18 protein-coding genes, 1 tRNA gene and 1 pseudogene are annotated in these 17,284 nt (G+C 40.0%); 4 read left to right on the forward strand and 16 right to left on the reverse strand.

What is annotated here, in order from left to right; translation table 11 throughout:
- Positions 1–70 precede the first annotated feature (70 nt).
- Together SSAL8618_RS08170 and SSAL8618_RS08175 are read right to left on the reverse strand one after the other, a co-directional pair.
- Positions 71–661, reverse strand: coding sequence for a 3'-5' exonuclease (locus tag SSAL8618_RS08170; RefSeq protein WP_002884242.1), 591 nt, complete (start codon positions 659–661; stop codon positions 71–73).
- 48 nt (positions 662–709) lie between these two features.
- Positions 710–1,246: a DUF536 domain-containing protein gene (locus tag SSAL8618_RS08175; RefSeq protein ID WP_002884601.1), complete on the reverse strand. Its 537-nt coding sequence runs from the start codon at positions 1,244–1,246 to the stop codon at positions 710–712.
- Between the two features lie 513 nt (positions 1,247–1,759).
- Here SSAL8618_RS08175 and SSAL8618_RS08180 point away from each other — a divergent pair.
- Positions 1,760–2,119, forward strand: a complete 360-nt coding sequence (locus SSAL8618_RS08180) for a metal-sulfur cluster assembly factor (RefSeq protein WP_038676639.1) — start codon at positions 1,760–1,762, stop codon at positions 2,117–2,119.
- Positions 2,120–2,277: 158 nt separating this feature from the next.
- Here SSAL8618_RS08180 and ilvD read toward each other — a convergent pair whose 3' ends face one another.
- Positions 2,278–3,996: a dihydroxy-acid dehydratase gene (gene ilvD, locus SSAL8618_RS08185; protein ID WP_014632703.1), complete on the reverse strand. Its 1,719-nt coding sequence runs from the start codon at positions 3,994–3,996 to the stop codon at positions 2,278–2,280.
- Positions 3,997–4,108: 112 nt separating this feature from the next.
- Between ilvD and aao the strand changes: the two genes are divergently transcribed.
- Positions 4,109–5,290 (forward strand): aminoacetone oxidase, encoded by a 1,182-nt coding sequence (gene aao / locus SSAL8618_RS08190; protein ID WP_004183260.1) that lies wholly within the window; start codon positions 4,109–4,111, stop codon positions 5,288–5,290.
- A gap of 164 nt (positions 5,291–5,454) precedes the next feature.
- On the opposite strand, the pseudogene tnpA reads toward aao, so the two are convergent.
- The 6 genes and pseudogenes from tnpA to SSAL8618_RS08220 form a co-directional block, all read right to left on the reverse strand.
- A pseudogene (gene tnpA / locus SSAL8618_RS08195) lies at positions 5,455–5,928 on the reverse strand (IS200/IS605 family transposase).
- Positions 5,929–6,107: 179 nt separating this feature from the next.
- Positions 6,108–6,194, reverse strand: a tRNA-Ser gene (locus SSAL8618_RS08200).
- 57 nt (positions 6,195–6,251) lie between these two features.
- Positions 6,252–6,893, reverse strand: coding sequence for a tRNA (guanosine(46)-N7)-methyltransferase TrmB (trmB, locus tag SSAL8618_RS08205; RefSeq protein ID WP_038676644.1), 642 nt, complete (start codon positions 6,891–6,893; stop codon positions 6,252–6,254).
- A gap of 9 nt (positions 6,894–6,902) precedes the next feature.
- On the reverse strand, positions 6,903–7,694 hold the full coding sequence (gene ccrZ, locus SSAL8618_RS08210) for a cell cycle regulator CcrZ (RefSeq protein WP_002884270.1): 792 nt from the start codon (positions 7,692–7,694) through the stop codon (positions 6,903–6,905).
- 57 nt (positions 7,695–7,751) lie between these two features.
- Positions 7,752–8,786: an ABC transporter permease gene (locus SSAL8618_RS08215; RefSeq protein ID WP_371212501.1), complete on the reverse strand. Its 1,035-nt coding sequence runs from the start codon at positions 8,784–8,786 to the stop codon at positions 7,752–7,754.
- Positions 8,786–9,517 carry an ABC transporter ATP-binding protein gene (locus tag SSAL8618_RS08220; protein ID WP_038676648.1) on the reverse strand — a complete coding sequence of 244 codons (732 nt, stop codon included), beginning with the start codon at positions 9,515–9,517 and terminating at the stop codon, positions 8,786–8,788. Before SSAL8618_RS08220 ends, SSAL8618_RS08215 begins: the two co-directional genes overlap by 1 nt.
- A gap of 64 nt (positions 9,518–9,581) precedes the next feature.
- Here SSAL8618_RS08220 and SSAL8618_RS08225 point away from each other — a divergent pair, with 64 nt between their 5' ends.
- A complete protein-coding gene (locus tag SSAL8618_RS08225; protein ID WP_002891660.1) occupies positions 9,582–10,001 on the forward strand; it encodes an HIT family protein in 420 nt (139 codons plus the stop codon).
- A complete protein-coding gene (locus SSAL8618_RS08230) occupies positions 9,998–10,297 on the forward strand; it encodes a hypothetical protein (RefSeq protein ID WP_002884229.1) in 300 nt (99 codons plus the stop codon). The genes SSAL8618_RS08225 and SSAL8618_RS08230 overlap by 4 nt, the downstream gene beginning before the upstream one ends.
- A gap of 179 nt (positions 10,298–10,476) precedes the next feature.
- Here the strand turns inward: SSAL8618_RS08230 and SSAL8618_RS10640 are convergent, their stop codons facing one another.
- The 7 genes from SSAL8618_RS10640 to SSAL8618_RS08255 form a co-directional block, all read right to left on the reverse strand.
- Positions 10,477–10,644 (reverse strand): hypothetical protein, encoded by a 168-nt coding sequence (locus tag SSAL8618_RS10640; RefSeq protein WP_002884708.1) that lies wholly within the window; start codon positions 10,642–10,644, stop codon positions 10,477–10,479.
- Between the two features lie 17 nt (positions 10,645–10,661).
- Positions 10,662–11,126: a hypothetical protein gene (locus tag SSAL8618_RS10700; RefSeq protein WP_172855709.1), complete on the reverse strand. Its 465-nt coding sequence runs from the start codon at positions 11,124–11,126 to the stop codon at positions 10,662–10,664.
- Positions 11,127–11,220: 94 nt separating this feature from the next.
- A complete protein-coding gene (locus SSAL8618_RS08240) occupies positions 11,221–11,829 on the reverse strand; it encodes a DUF4230 domain-containing protein (RefSeq protein ID WP_002884297.1) in 609 nt (202 codons plus the stop codon).
- A gap of 12 nt (positions 11,830–11,841) precedes the next feature.
- Complete coding sequence (locus SSAL8618_RS10885; RefSeq protein WP_257001903.1) at positions 11,842–11,973, reverse strand: hypothetical protein; 132 nt, start codon at positions 11,971–11,973, stop codon at positions 11,842–11,844.
- 435 nt (positions 11,974–12,408) lie between these two features.
- Complete coding sequence (locus SSAL8618_RS08245) at positions 12,409–14,514, reverse strand: AAA family ATPase (RefSeq protein ID WP_038676649.1); 2,106 nt, start codon at positions 14,512–14,514, stop codon at positions 12,409–12,411.
- Between the two features lie 733 nt (positions 14,515–15,247).
- Positions 15,248–16,339 carry a nucleotidyltransferase gene (locus SSAL8618_RS08250; RefSeq protein WP_038676651.1) on the reverse strand — a complete coding sequence of 364 codons (1,092 nt, stop codon included), beginning with the start codon at positions 16,337–16,339 and terminating at the stop codon, positions 15,248–15,250.
- Between the two features lie 6 nt (positions 16,340–16,345).
- Complete coding sequence (locus SSAL8618_RS08255) at positions 16,346–17,086, reverse strand: class I SAM-dependent DNA methyltransferase (RefSeq protein WP_013991077.1); 741 nt, start codon at positions 17,084–17,086, stop codon at positions 16,346–16,348.
- Positions 17,087–17,284: the final 198 nt, after the last annotated feature.

Genomic DNA, 17,284 nt, shown 5'->3' on the forward strand with positions numbered 1-17,284 from the left:
AGAGGATTTTCTTTTCTTACAGAAAAAGTTAGCTATCACTCTTTACAGCCTTTACAGCTCTTGTAAAGCTTTAGTCGAAAAGACCGCCCAAACCTAAGGCAGCAAAAGGATTGTTACTGACTTCTTCCTGTTGTTCCAGAAGCTTGGCATTCTCATCTAATTCGAGAAACTTCTCGTAAATCTGCGCGGTCATACGAGCATCCTCCAAGCTGTTGTGACCATGTCCTTTAATTCCAAAGAATTCTGCCACACTAGTCAACTTGAGGTTGACAATACCATTCAAATCAGAAGCACGTCGGTCAAAGGCTTCATCGAAAATATCTAAGGCATATTGATCTTCCAAGTCTAAACCATTTTCCGACAAAATAGGCAAGTCTGACTTAAGGGCATTGTAGCCGATAAGGGGTGTATCGCCAACAAAAGACTTGAAATCTGCTAGAACGGACTCTAACTTTGGTGCCTTGGCAATCTTATCCGCTGTAATTCCCGTCAAACCATTAATAAAGGACTGCAAAGGAACATCCGAATAGACAAAAGAATCAAACTGATCCACCTCCTCATGCTGCTCCATCTTAACGGCCGATACTTGGATAATATGGCTAAACCCATCCACTGTGTTGAACTCCAAATCAAAGGCAATATAAGTTTCTAAATTTTCCATTTTATCTCCTATAATAGTTAAAGCTGAGACTGAGTCCCAGCTTCTTTTTTATTTTCCAAATAGACGTCCAAAGAAACCTTTTTTAGAAGCTTCTTCTTGTTTGGTCTGGATTTCTTCCACTTGAGCCTTGGCTTCGTCAACCTCAACCTTAGCCTCATCGAGTTCTAGTTTAAGCTCTTCCTTGTCCTTCATAGCAGTCAAGGTCAATTGTTGCTGTTGATCGATTTGCTTGTCCTTTTCAGCGATTTGAACGTCTTTGACACGCAATTGATCATCCATGTTAGACAACTGCTCATCCTTAGCCTTCAACTGAGCATAAAGACGGGCAATCTCAGAGTTTTTCTCGTCTACAAGAATCTCTAACAACTCACGTTGCTTTGTTTCTTCATCGATTGGCTCATCGTCAAAGATGGTTTTCTTGTAGATTTCCTCCAACTTAATCAAGCCACTGCGTTTAACGACAGTAACCCCTTTAGCATTTTTTTCTAGATCTTCTTCTGGAAGTTGTTTGACACGATTATTGACTGCTTGACGACTAACGCCAAGGATTTCAGCAATCTCGCTGACTGTCTTTTCAATACTCATAATAGCCTCATTTTCTCTTGAAATGTCTTACTATGAGAATATCACAATCACTCCTTTCTGTCAATTTGACAAGTCATTTAGCCCCTCCTAAAGACCTCCTTCCTCGTCCATTTTTCCTTTCACTCTTCAAACAATTTACTTGATAGGAAGCAGAGCTTTTGGTAAACTATGAGTGGGTATAAATGTATATAGAAGGAAAGTCTTAGACTTAAACAATCAGTACTTCCAAATTGGATTTGGATGGTACCGGATCTGTCATCTTTAGGAATGGTGGGAACAATTCCACAAGGTTTGGGATTTTCATTCTTGCTCCAATTATTGATAACATTTGAGCAACTTTCATTGCTTAACTGCTTGATATTGAAGCATAAATCACATTATCTTCAGCGGTCTTACTGTTGGAGTTTTTTTGTGTCTATTATACTTCTTTAATCCCGCTATTGCTATCCAAGATTGAAAAAAGCCCCAATTTATGCCATAATAAACAAAAGCAAAATAGAAAGAATGAGTCCTATGAAAAATTTTCGTGATGATATTAAGGTCAATGACTTGGCCCAGCCTTTCTTAGAGCCAATCGTTGAACAAATGACGACTGTATTTGACCCTGAGATTGAGCTAGACATCTACAACCTTGGTTTGATTTATAAAATCAACGTCGATGAAAATGGTCACTGCTATTTCCTCATGACCTTCACCGATACTGGTTGTGGTTGTGAGGAGACCATGCCTTATGAAATTGCTGAAAAGCTAAAATCAATTGACGGCATTAACTCTGTCAAGGTAGAAACCACTTATTCACCTGTCTGGAAGATGACACGTATCAGTCGTTATGGACGTATTGCTCTTGGTATCTCACCTCGAGGCGGAAAATAAAAGGAAAACCGATTGGACATTTCCAACCGGTTTTTTATATTGAGCTAACAGCAGATAGACGATCACTTGTCATAATGCTGCCATCAACCGTCTCAGGACTTAACATCAAAAAATCACATCGCACTTATGTCCGGTGTGATTTCTTTTATGTTAGCAAATTAGGCTTTACCTGATTTATCCATGTTCCAGAAGTCGGTAACGGCACCACGAGATGCTGAAGAAACGATGTGAGCATACTTACCGAGGACACCACGGCTATAAAGTGGTGGCAACTCAGTTTCAGCTTTACGTTTCGCCAACTCTTCGTCTGAAACGTGCATAGTAATTTCTTTAGTATCTTGGTCAACTGTAACCATATCACCTGTACGGAGGTAGGCAATAGGTCCACCAACCTGAGCTTCAGGAGCAATGTGACCAACAACGAGTCCGTAAGTACCACCTGAGAAACGTCCATCTGTCAAGAGGGCAACCTTATCCCCTTGACCTTTACCAACGATCATTGATGACAATGACAACATTTCTGGCATACCAGGACCACCCTTAGGACCTACAAAACGTACAACAACTACGTCGCCATCAACGATTTCATCAGAAAGAACGGCTTCGATGGCATCTTCTTCTGAGTCAAATACTTTAGCAGGACCAGTAATGTTACGAACTTTAACCCCTGATACTTTGGCAACCGCACCTTCTGGAGCCAAGTTACCTTTCAAGATAATCAATGGACCATCAGCACGTTTAGGATTTTCAAGCGGCATGATGACTTTTTGACCTGGTGTCAAATCATCGAAGGCCTCCAAGTTTTCTGCAACAGTTTTACCAGTACATGTGATACGATCACCGTGAAGGAAACCATTCTTAAGAAGGTATTTCATAACGGCTGGCACACCACCGACGTTGTAAAGGTCTTGGAAGACATATTGACCTGATGGTTTCAAGTCAGCCAAGTGAGGCACACGCTCTTGAAAATCGTTGAAATCTTCAAGTGTCAAATCAACATTAGCTGCGTGAGCAATAGCGAGCAAGTGAAGTGTCGCATTTGTTGAACCACCAAGTGCCATTGTGACGGTGATGGCATCTTCAAAGGCTTCACGTGTCAAGATATCTGATGGTTTAAGACCTAGTTCAAGCATCTTAACAACCGCACGACCTGCTTCTTCGATATCTGCTTTTTTCTCAGCTGATTCGGCAGGGTGAGATGATGATCCAGGAAGGCTCATCCCCATTACTTCAATAGCTGTTGCCATTGTGTTAGCAGTATACATACCACCACAACCACCAGGGCCAGGGCAGGCATTACATTCAAGCTCTTTAACCTCTTCGGCAGTCATATCACCGTGGTTCCATTTCCCGATACCTTCGAAAACAGAAACCAAGTCAATGTCCTTACCGTTAAGGTTACCCGGTGCAATGGTACCACCATAAGCAAAAATCGCTGGAATATCCATGTTAGCAATGGCAATCATAGAACCAGGCATGTTCTTATCACAACCACCGATAGCAACAAAGGCATCAACGTTGTGACCACCCATAGCTGCTTCGATTGAGTCGGCAATGATATCACGAGATGTCAATGAGAAACGCATCCCTGGTGTCCCCATGGCAATACCATCTGCAACAGTAATCGTACCAAATTGAACTGGCCAAGCACCCGCGTCTTTAACACCTTCTTTGGCAATTTGACCAAAACCGTGCAAGTGGATATTACATGGTGTGTTCTCAGCCCAAGTTGAGATAACCCCAACAATAGGCTTTTCAAAACTATCATCCGTCATCCCAGTCGCACGAAGCATGGCACGGTTAGGTGATTTAACCATGCTATCGTAGACAGATGAACGGTGTTTCATGTTATTTTCAGACACGATATTTTCCTCCATAGTTAATAACTATTCTAATTTAAACTTCTACCCCTATTCTAACATAAATTGTCTAAAAAAACTGACCATTTACCAACTATTCTCCCTTTTTAAATTATGCTAAAATAAAGGCATGAAACATTTTGATACTATCGTTATTGGTGGAGGGCCTGCTGGCATGATGGCAACCATTGCCTCAGCCTTCTATGGCCAACAAACCCTCCTAATTGAAAAAAACAAACGTCTCGGAAAGAAGCTGGCTGGTACTGGTGGTGGACGTTGTAATGTTACTAACAACGGGACTTTAGACGACCTTCTAGCAGGCATTCCTGGTAATGGACGTTTCCTCTATAGCGTCTTTTCACAATTTGATAACCACGATATCATTGCTTTTTTCGAGGACAATGGTGTCAAACTCAAGGTTGAGGATCACGGACGTGTCTTCCCTAAGACAGATAAATCACGGACCATCATCCAAGCTCTGGAAAATAAAATTCAAGAACTGGGTGCTAGTATCCTTACCAATACAGAAGTTGTCTCCGTCAAAAAAGTTGATGAGCAATTCCAAGTTAAGTCTTCAGACCAGACTTTTACCAGTGATAAACTCATCGTCACAACTGGAGGAAAATCTTACCCATCGACTGGTTCAACTGGTTTTGGACACGATATTGCCCGCCATTTTAAGCTCCATGTCACTGATCTTGAAGCTGCGGAAAGTCCACTCTTAACCGACTTTCCCCACAAGGCTTTACAGGGGATTTCTCTTGACGATGTCACTCTGTCCTATGGCAAACACAAAATTACCCATGATCTTCTCTTCACCCATTTTGGCCTATCTGGACCAGCTGCCCTACGTCTTTCCAGCTTTGTTAAGGGTGGTGAGATCGCTCATCTGGACTTTCTTCCTAACCAAAGCCAAGAAAATCTCAAGACTTACTTTGAGGAAAACCGTGAGAAATCTGTCAAAAACACCCTCAAAGCGCTTGTGCCTGAGCGTGTCGCTGAATTCCTAGCAGAAGACAAGGCTGACAGCAAGGTTAAACAACTGCACCCCAAAGACTTGGAAAGCATTATTAGTCAGCTTAAGGACATGGAAATTCCAATCACAGGTAAAATGTCACTTGCCAAATCCTTTGTGACTAAAGGTGGCGTTGACCTTAAGGAAATTAATCCCAAGACCCTAGAAAGTAAAAAAGTCCCTCACCTACACTTTGCAGGAGAGGTCCTTGACATCAATGCCCATACCGGCGGTTTTAATATCACTAGCGCCCTCTGTACTGGTTGGGTAGCAGGTATTCAAAGCCCTTGGGATTAGAAAGATTTTTCAATTAAGGACAACAGTCAAAACCACCCGTGAGAACGGGTGGCTTGCTCTTCGGCTGAAAGCCTCTGCTACCGGCCGAGGCCTAAAGGCCTACCGAATGCTTCCCCTTCAGCACCACCTTTGCTAGCTGACCCGTCTAGCGGGTCTCTTTAAGATTATTTTCTTTTATTCTTCTCACCTGTAAACGGATCATACTCCTCAAACAGACTAAGCTGATCTGCTACCACGTCTTCTTGTAATTAATTACGAATATATTCTTCAATTCGCTTCTGGTTTCGTCCAACCGTATCAACATAAAACCCTCGACACCAAAATTTACGATTCCCATATTTATACTTTAAATTTGCGTGTCGATCAAATATCATTAAGCTACTTTTGCCCTTTAAATATCCCATAAATGAGGAAATACTTAGCTTCGGTGGTATACTCACTAACATGTGAATATGATCTGGGCAAGCTTCTGCTTCATGAATTTCAACACCTTTTCTTTCACATAATAATCGTAAGATTTGACCAATACTTGCTTTGTATTTCCCATAGATTATCTGACGTCGATATTTGGGTGCGAACACAACATGATACTTACAATTCCATGTAGTATGTGCTAAACTATTATTATCCTGTCTCATCAGGGGGCCTCCTTTTGTATATTAGTTAGTGGTCGGGAAACCTTATCTAATATAACACTTTAGGGGGACTTTTTTGATACATCGCTAAAAGCTTTTCGGAACCACTAGCACAGCTAGTGGTTTTCGTAAGACAAAAAGTTCCCTTCTGTCATAGAAGGGATTTTTTGTCTATTTCTCAAAGGAGAGGAGGGGATTCGAACCCCCGAGCCCCGTTAAGGACTACACGCTTTCCAAGCGTGCGCACTCGGCCTCTATGCGACCTCTCCACATCAAACGATTAGCCTATTAATGGCTAATCATTATTTCAATCAAGTTTTCAAGAGTTAATCTTTAAACTGGGCCTCTACTCGATAGATGACCTGACCTTTTTCTGAGAACTTACGCTCGTATTCAGTCATGACGTTGCCTTCATAATCACTGGCATGAAGGTCCAACCAAACTTTGTTGAGAACCATTCCATACTGTGAAAAGCTCGCCAAACTGTATTCAAAAAGTCCACGGTTGTCTGTCTTAAAGTGAATCCCTCCATTTTCAGGCAAAATTTGCTTATAAGTATCTAGGAAAGTCTTGTAAGTCAAACGACGCTTCTCGTGGCGACTCTTAGGCCATGGATCTGAGAAATTCAAATACATCATATCTACTTCGCCATCTTCAAAATAATTGGTCAAGGCTGAACCATCCACGCGCAAGAGTTTGACATTTTCAGCACCCGAAGCCAAAACCTTATCCAAGGCATAGCTCAATACAGACAGCTGAATATCAATACCAATGTAGTTGATGTCAGGGTTTTGTTGGGCCATTCCAGTAATGAAGGCCCCTTTACCAGATCCTACCTCGATATGGATAGGATTGTCATTACCAAAAAGCTCATGCCACTTACCTTTAGCAGCCTCCGGCTCAAGGATAACGTACTGAGGATGGTTAGCTAGGTGTTCCTCTGCACCTTTACGTTTTCTAACTCGCATGTCTACTTTCTAATATCTGTGCAAGGTCTCTCTGAATTTACGAAGTTCATAAATTTCTCGGTTGGCATGTTCCATATCACGACTATCAAAGAATTTTGAAATCTGTGTCAAATATGAAAACTGCCCATACCAGTAAATCTTATCCATCACAAGGTCGTTGTTCTTATAGCCATAGTATGACAACCACTGTGGCCAATGTGCCAATGGGATATAATGGCTGAGGATCTGCGCCACATCATACATACGATCTGTTAGACGTACAGAATCCCAATCAACCAAATAAATCAATCCTGAGGTTGTGATGACAAAATTACTATGACGAGCATCTCCGTGAACAATTGTTGCAATTTCCGCACGAAACTCTGGAAGATGACGTTTCAAATCTCTAACAACGTCTTGAAGGAAACCATTCTCACGCAATTGGTAAGCGGCATTCTCCTCCCACTCGTGTAGAAGATCAAAAGGATTTTCAATATGATAATCCAACTGCAAGAGTTGATTAACCAAGTGTTTAGAGCGGTGCAAATTACCAAGAATTTGGATAATCTGTTTACTATTCATGTCATGTTTGGTCAAAATACGACCATCAAGCCACTCCTGTGCACTCATCATGTCACCATTTCCCAGACGCTTAGCCCACAAGAGCTGTGGTGCAATCTGTTCCTTGGCAAGAGCTGCCAAGATTGGTGTTGTATTCATCTTCACAAAGACGCGATCTCCGTTTGGGTAGGTTCCCATATAGGCCTTACCACTATTTCCTTTGAGAGGAGTCAGGCTCAAATCTTTATCTGTTGATGTCACCTAGGCATCTCCTTTTTCTTTAGTCATTCGTTTCTATTTTAACTTATTTAATAGGTGTTAGTCAATCATCTTCTTAAGCTTGGATGGTAGGTAAACAAGGCTCAGAACTAGCATCATTCCAACCAAAATCAGACTAAACTTAAGGTCGAAGAGACAAACAGCCTGTACCAGAGTCATCCCAAGTACAATCTGGCTAATCAAGCGCTTAAGATTGCTTACCTGCATGTCTTTTCCAACTGGCATAAGATTAGCCATTCTCTGATAAGCAAAGTGCGATTTAAGTGCCGTGAGCTGGAAGAGCAAGAGGTAGTCAAAAACAACCACAAGCACCATAGCCAGCCATTTTTCAGGAACCAAAAAGAGAACCAGAAGTGTTAGGGCAAACAGGCGTAGGCTAAGGGCAAAGTAATCTCCAGAACGCAAGAAGGCTCTTAGATAAAGATTGTACCAGGTATGTTCCTTGTCTTTCTTTGTACGTTTGAGAATAGCATCCAAATAAGAACGGCGTTTAACACTCGACGTAATTCCCTTAACATTGGTAAAAAGTGAAAAGAACTTCAGAATCGATTGTTGACGCTTATTTTCCGCTGCAATAGCCTCAGCCCAATTCAGGCCAGACTGCTTATAAAAAGGTTGGGCCTTTTTCTGGAAAATAAAGTACTTAAGAATAGCCATAGCCACAGCTACAAGAATAACTCCCCAAACTGGAAGTCCCAAGGCTAAAAAGAGGGGAATAACCAAAATAAAAATCAGGCTTTGTACGATTACCCAAAATCTAAAAGCACGCCCTGTTGCCTTCTTAACATGGCCTAGCACCTCTTCTTCCTTCACCAAGAGGTAGTGCTTGTCCGCAGGTTCTAAATAAGTCGCAATATTCCCCCAAAAAGGCAATAACAGACAAAGCATAAGCAAGCCAAGAATGATTGCCCATGGATTCTTGGGAAAATGTTTCAGCAATTGGCTATACTGCACCAAGACGAAACCTAAAAGAAAGAGGAGAACCAAGATAAAGTGATCATTAAAGACGTAGCGACTATACTTAGCACAGCGGGCATTGAATCGCTTGCTACGCTCCTTAAAAAGCTCAGCTATCATGACAATTCTCCCTTAGTTAACTGCATGTAGATATCGTTAAGACTAGCACTGTTATCACCGAAAGTCTGACGAAGTTCTTCAAGAGTTCCCTGTGCTAGGACCTGTCCATGGTGCAAAATCACAAAACGGTCACACATCTTCTCAGCCGAATCCAAAACGTGAGTAGACATGAGAATTGCTTTGCCCTTAGCTTTTTCCTCAGCCAAAAGCTCAATCAAGTCCGAAATAGCCAAGGGATCCAAGCCCAAGAAGGGCTCATCAACGATGAATAGACTTGGATTCACAATAAAGGCACAGATAATCATGACCTTCTGCTTCATTCCCTTTGAAAACTGAGTCGGGAACCAATCTAACTTTTCATCTAAGCGAAAGAGTTTGAGGTACTTGTCCGCACGTGCCATCCCCTCAGTCACATCAAGACCATAGGCCATCAACACCGTTTCCAAATGTTCACGAAGCGTCAACTCTTCATAGAGACTTGGCGTTTCAGGAATATAGCCAATCTTCTGACGATAGCTAGCTGAATCTTGTTGAATAGCTAACCCATCAATGGCAATCTGTCCCCCATAAGGTGTTAAGAGACCAATAATCTCGTTAATTGTTGTTGATTTCCCAGCACCATTAAGACCAATGAGACCAACCAATTCACCATCAGCCACCTCAAAAGTCACATCTTTTAGGACGGGAATATTAGCGTAACCACCCGTCACCTTTTCTAATTTAAGCATTATCTTTTCTCTCTTTGGTATGATATAATCTATTATAACAAAAACTCATGGAAAGGTCGTTATTATGGATAATTGTATTTTCTGTAAAATTATATCTGGAGAAATTCCTTCATCAAAAGTCTACGAGGACGACAAGGTTCTAGCCTTCCTCGATATTTCACAAGCTACAAAAGGACATACCTTGGTTATTCCTAAAGAGCACGTTCGTAACATCTTAGAAATGTCTGCTGAGACCGCTGAGACTGTCTTTAGCCGTGTTCCAAAAATTGCTCGTGCGGTGCAAAAAGCAACTGGAGCAATCGGCATGAATATCCTTAATAACAACGAAGAAGTTGCAGGACAAACCGTCTTCCACGCTCATATCCATCTCGTTCCTCGTTACGGTGCAGACGATGGTATCCACATGGGATTTGACGAACACGAACCAGACTTCGCTGCCCTGGCCGACCTTGCTGACAGCATCGCTAAAGAGGTAACAGAATGAAAATCGGACGCTTTCTAGCTCTTGGAACTCTTGCCTACGGTGCCTACTACGCCTATAAACGACGTGAAGACATCAAAGAGGAAATCCTAGACCTCAACCAATCACGAGAAAATATCTCTCACGATCTGGACAATATCAAACGCAACCTCGACATCATCAAGGAACAAAACCTTGTTCTCGCTGACATCAAACAAGACCTCAACTATAAAAAACGCGTCTTCAAAAAAGACCTCGAACCCCGACTCAACATCATCCAAGAACGCTTGCAAAAGTATCAAGGTGATGATAAAGAATAAAGGTAAGTAGTTTGTGCTACTTACCTTTTTTATCAATGATGAAAACTTATAAAAAGTTTATGGATAGTGTAATAGTCACTCAATGTTCCTTTTTTCACAACAGAAAGTACCATTCAATAATAAAAGGCACCACTAATCAGATTAAAGAGAACACTACTAAATCTATTTTCATATAATTACTATTTCTTTTTTAAAGCATTAATAATAGAACGTGTTGCTGATTTCGTTAAGCCTTGATTTTTAGGATGTGTCCTTAAATAGGAATAGACTTTGGTACCAGTATCTGAACGTGTGCAACCATTTGTATTAACAATCTTATTACTTAACAGTTTATCCAATAAATCCATTCTGCATCTCCTCACAATTAGTAATTAAAATTTATACTAAATGAATTCATTGTATCATAGTTACCATTCTGTATATTAGCAGTCCACCCAATATTTTCACCGCTCTTCATTTTATGCTTATAATAGTTTGCATCTTTTGCTTTTTCGTCTGATTCCTCAACTTTCTGTCCTGGATTAACTGCAACAAATTCTGATATAGATACTGACTGCTTTCCTTTCGGATCGATACTAGATTTTGACGAACTAAATGGTGTTGCTTCAATACTATTGTTAATTACAAAAGTTGATTTAATATTAATTTCTTTATCCGTTAAGTTATCAATAATAATATTTCCACCAGTTCTTGTTATTTTAATATTTTTATCACTATATAGTTCTTCCGTTTTTGCTACTGTTTTTTTCGAACTCATAATACTTTGTCCTACTTTTGACGTATTATTGCCATTAGTAGAATTTTCATTCGAAGAATCTCTAATAGCCAAAAAAAAATATTAACAATGTAAATATAAATCCAAAAACCGCTAATACATAAACGCTAACATTAAAAATTTACTTTAACATATCTTTTCCTCACCTTTATTTTTGAGTTTCAATTGTCACTTTTGCCTCGTGGTCCAAAGATTTAATCATTGTAGAGTAGTACTTCTCGGCTGACTCCTTTAATAATTTTTTATTGTCCTTTATAAAACCTTGTTGTTCCTTATTTGAAAAACCTTCTGCAACAGCCTCACCAGTATCTATGTCTTTAGTCGAATAACTAAGAATCCCTCCACTAGTATCGTAGAGTGTATAAGGTTTGTCTTTATCTAATTCAACACCAATAACTTCAAATTTGGGTAATGTAACTTGATAATTATGATTACCATTATCTTTAATGGTTACATCATTCTTAATACCGAATTTTGCCGTATAATTTAGAATAATGAGTGCTTTCTTTTCTGAACCAGGTATTACAAAGTTACTACCAAATAATTTTGTATTATTTTCTATTGACTTAACTTTTTGAATAGATGCATTGAGTAAAACTAACTCACTGACCTTTTCCAAAGATTTTACATTTACTATGATTTCTGTCTTTGGTTTTTGATTACCAGATGACTCACTCCCTTTATATACGCTAAGAAAAATGAATCCTACGACAATCACTAATAAAATCGCTAAAATACCATATATTATCTTTTTCATACTTTTTCCCTATTAACTCATTTCTTCAAAAACAACTGGATTAACAATCCTGCAATCACAATACCAGCTGCAATTAGGGGGGTTCAACATTGCTATTCCTACAAGAAGTAGAATAGCCAAAATCCATAAAACTACTTTTAACATTATTTCTCCTTATCAAATAACAAAAGATTGTAATATTAAACCCAAGAAATCACTAACTAAAATTTAATTTTACACAAAAATTATATAGCGATATGAATGCGTTGTCAACGCTTTCTTGAAAATAGAATATATTTTTAACTATTTATCATATTATCATAATTTAAAAAATTTTATCTCATTTTAAATTTAAGAATAACTATAAAAGTCACAACTATACACAAAACAAGACTTTCCGCTGTGCTAAAGGTGAGAGAAGCACCATTGCTTCTCTCACTCGGAAGATTTGAGACTCAGGCTCAAATCTTAGGAATGGAATTCCGTTAGGAAGTCGCTTCCGTCCGTAACACCCAAGGAAAGTCTAAAATAAAAAAGAAAAAAACAGAGATGTCTACTAACATCTCTGCTTCATAATAGGATTAGGAGGTTTTATGCTTTTTATTTAGCATCTTTTTCTTTGATAACCAAGATACCATCTTCCATATCAGCTTCTAGGTGTTTAGCATCAAGGTTATCCAAGTGGAAGTCTGTGACTTTGTCACGGATTTGTTGTTCAACCACACGACGGAGTGGACGAACACCCATGACTTCATCGTAGCCTTCTTCAGTCATGTATTCTTTAGCAGCTTCGCTAACTGCCAAGTCAATGTCTTTCTTAGAAAGCGTCTTGTTAACTTCAACCAACATAAGGTCTACAATCTTAGAAAGATCTTCTTTGCTCAAGTGTGAGAATTCGATGACAGCATTGAAGCGGTTAAGGAATTCTGGACGGAAGTAAGGTTTCAAACGATCCATAAGTTCTGGTTTATCAGCATCTTCTGTCAAGTTAGCTTCGTAACCAAAGCCTGCGTTTGAAGTTGCAATAATCACAGTATTCTTGAAGTTTACAGTGTTACCTTGACCATCTGTCAAACGACCATCGTCCAAAACTTGGAGGAGAAGGGTGATGACTTGAGGGTCAGCCTTTTCAATTTCGTCGAGAAGAACGATTGAGTATGGGTTACGGCGAACACGTTCTGTCAAAGTATTGCTATTGTCATCATAACCAACATAACCAGCTGTTGTACCAATCAATTTAGAAACGGCTGTGCGGTCGCTATATTCTGACATGTCCAAACGGATAATAGCATCTTTAGTTCCGAACATATCAAGAGCCAATTGTTTAGCCAACTCAGTTTTACCAACACCAGTAGGTCCTACAAAGAGGAAGCTACCAATTGGACGGTTACCTTCGTCAAATCCTGCACGGTTACGACGGATGGCACGTGCCACTGCTTCAACGGCTTTATCTTGACCGATAACTTTAGTTTGCAAACGGTGGCCCATATCTTTCAAACGTTCGATATCAGTTGCTCCCATTTGCGATACTGGAATACCAGTCATACGTTCTACAGATTCAGCCACATCGTTAACAGTTGCAGTGACTTTAAGGTCTGCTGTATGGTTAGCAATTTTCTTTTCAAGTTCTTCAATACGAACCTTAGCGTTTAGAGCTGCTTCGTAGTCTTCTTTGGCAGCTGCAGCTTCTTGTTTAGCTTTTTCTTCTTCAATTTCATGTTCAACAGCATTCACATCAGTCACTGGGTGTTGAGCAGCCAAGTGAGCAGCTGTTACATCGACAAGGTCGATAGCCTTATCTGGCAAGCTACGTTGTGGAATGTATTGTACAGAGAAATCTACCGCTGCCTTCAAAACATCATCTGGCAAGATAACATTGTGGTGTTTTTCATAAAGATCACGGATACCTTGGAGAATCTTGAAAGTATCTTCAGCAGAAGGAGCATTGACCTTAACTTCGTTGAAACGACGAGCTAGGGCAGCGTTCTTCAAGATAGTGTTACGATATTCATCTTGAGTTGTTGCACCAATCACTGTCAATTCACCACGTGAAAGAGCTGGTTTCAAGATATCAGCAAGACCTTTAGACCCTTGACCATCACCAGTGCTTCCGGCACCAAGAATTTGGTGGATTTCATCGAAGAAGAGGATAATGTTTCCAGCTTCTTTGACTTCGTTTACCAAGTTTTGAATGTTTTCTTCAAAGCTACCACGGTATTGAGTACCAGCTTCAAGTCCAGAAATATCAATTGAAATGATTTCTTTATTCTTGATAGCAGCTGGGACATCACCATTGACGATGGCTTGAGCCAAACCTTCAACTACGGCTGTTTTACCAACCCCAGCATCCCCGACAAGGACTGGGTTATTCTTGGTACGACGAGCCAAGATTTCGCAAGCTTCTTGGATTTCTTTGTTACGTCCGATAACAGGATCCAATTTACCTTCACGAGCTTCTTCAGTCAAGTTACGACCAAGTTTAGCAATAATACCATCTTGTTTAGGTCCTTTACCTTGATGTTGAGTTGGGTTCACTGCTTCACCTTCATTACCAGGCAATTGACCTGTTTGACGGTAGATAGCAAATTCTTCAGGTGTCACTTCACGACCGTTAATCATGTAGCGACGGTTTTCTGAACGGTAACCACCCATGTTACCCATCAATTGATTGAAAAGATCATCCATATTGTTAAAGTTGTTGTTCATATAATTACCTCGTTTTGTGTTTTCTTGTGAAATTTTTTAAGTGTTATTTTTATGTTAATGTGTTTTTTTGACTTTTACTGACCAAAATCCTAAAAATTTTTAGTAGCTTTAACTACTCTTCTAATAATTTCAGGTTTTGCTCTTGGTAGGAGACTGAGAACTTTCACAGTCTTAAATAAATTGTCATTTAGCATAAGAGCCACCTTCTTTCTGTGAATCTCTCAATATAGCTAACTCCCAAGCCTCTTTCAAAACTATGAAGAGTTTCGACGAAAGAAACTTGTACATTAAGGAATCCTTTTTCCTTATAGTTTTATCATATACCTTTCATTTGATCAGGTCAAGAATTTAGTTTTGACTTTTACTGACCTTTCAGATGAAAATTTTTGCAGACTAGCTGCAATCCTTTTTTATTGGTATATGGGCTATTTACACAGCCTTCATAAGGATTTCATTTCCTTATGTTTATATTGTACAACATTGGTCAGTAATAGTCAATAGTTTTTTGACTTTTTTTGGACCTTTGTTATCATTTTTTTGTAGCCAAGCTATAATTACCTTTTTACAATAATCTAGCTAATGCTACAAGACTTATAAGGAAGATAAATCCTTATGTGACTATCATACACTATTAGTCAGTAAAGGTCAATGGTTTTGTTTGATCTTTTTTGACCTTTTTGAGAATATTTTCCGAAAAGTAAAAAAGCCTACCAGAGGTAGACCTTATATAAAACTATTTTACTCTATGCGGTATGCGTCCGAAGGTTTGTTCGGAAAGCTCGGGATTGCCTAATTGATAAACCTGATCTGCTTGTTGTGTAAGCATATCCCAAGGCTTCCTTCCAATCCGAGCCACTATATCCACAGACTTCTTCACAGATTTGAGATGAGACTGCCCTTTTTGAGAAAATCCAAGCACATGAATGGATTCAGGTAAAGGATTTTCCACAGCTCCAACTAGGATATAGGTCAAAAGACGACGTACACGTGCTTTTGTATAGCGTTTGGTTGCTACCTTATCCACCAATTCCTCCACAGAAGAAACCTCACGAATAGCAGCCTTTAGACGACTAGCAATCTCTTCATTCACCTGGAAAACACTAGTCAAATCAGGGTTTGTAAGAATCTGATAAACCAGCAATTGGAAATAATTATCCCAAGAGACCTGTGGAGAAGTCTGAAAAAGTTTGCTATTGGGCATGAACTTATCCACAAAATCACTGTCTTGCTTGTGGAGACGTAGGCTGGTCGCTGAGGCGAAAGATACTTCCTTGTCTGAGGAATGATAGCCGGCTCCTTGTCTCTGGATAGGAGTCAACTTAATGCCCTTACCAGAACAAGCTTTGGCATAGGCTAGTCCTAGAATATGGTTGGGTGTATTGCCAGTAAAGTCCACACCAGCAAACTTTTCCCACATTTTTTGCGTCTTCTGTGGATAAGACAAATCACTAGGCAAACTTTCCACAAAAGCTTCCATTTCCTCGGACTTTTCAGCATAGACATCTGCTATCGCCTGATAGTCTAGGACTTCTTCCGTACCAAAAGTAAGGCTATCAATTCCCAGTCGGGATAAGATATCAACGGCTCCAGCAGCAAAATAATCGGCAGACTGAACTGCCGCCAAGAAAGGCAACTCAACCACGAGGTCTGCCCCGTTTTCCAAAGCCATCTGAGCTCTAGTCCACTTATCCACAATAGCTGGTTCACCTCGCTGAACAAAGTTCCCAGACATAGCAACAATTTTTACACCTTCAGCCTGTTCCAGGAGATACTTGTGACCGTTATGAAACGGATTGAACTCAGCAATAATACCTGTAACTGTCATAGTCTCTTACTTTTGGGCCACAAAGAACCAACGTGCACTAGTTTCAGTCGGTTCCTTATCCTCGAAATCAGCGTAAAGTTTGAAAGATTTGAAGCCAGCTTGCTCCAACAAGATATCATAAGTCAAGACCTCATAGGTACGCTCCTCATGGACCTCATCATGTCGGCTAAAGCTTCCATCTTCCTCTTGGACAAAGAAGGTCAATTCATGGACAATAGAATGTGGAGCCGCATCCTCATAGGTATCCCAAAGCATGGCAAAGTCTTCTGCATTTTCATGGTAGGAATAACCAGGGAAAACCTCATCCGTCTGATAGGTTGAGTGCACATCAAAGATAAAGACACCATCTTCATTCAGGGCATTGTAAACCTCCTTGAAGACGTCCCCAACCTCTACTTCGTCCTGCATATAGCAGATTGAATCTGAGTAGCAAGTAACAAAGTCGTACTTACCAGCTTGCGATAAATCCAACATGTTGCCTTCAATAAAGTCAATTTTCTGTTTGGCAGAAGACGCACGTTTCTCCGCAATCTTCAACATATCAGCACTCAAATCGAGTCCAGTTACATCAAAACCAGCTTGAGAAAAACGTACAGATTGAATCCCAGTTCCACAAGCCAATTCAAGCAATTTCTTTTTGTCTTTAGTCTTTGGTAAATGACGGAGGGAAAAATCCGTCCACAAATCGTAAAGACTATCATCCATAACAGCGTCGTATACCGCCGCGAAAGTTTCATAAGTAGCCATAATTATGATACCAAGTTCGCCCGTAATCGGAAAGAAAATTAGGAGCTTGGACTTGGAGAAATCTCCAAGTCCAAGATGTCTATTTTCCGACGATTACAGGACGGGTTCAAATCCTTTCTAAGATACAAAGGGCTTCAAAAGCACAGAGAAAATAGGAAACTTTCTGCCGTATCGCCGGATACAAGGAAAGTTTATCTT

The organism is Streptococcus salivarius (assembly GCF_000785515.1).
GTDB classification, from domain to species: Bacteria; Bacillota; Bacilli; order Lactobacillales; family Streptococcaceae; genus Streptococcus; species Streptococcus salivarius.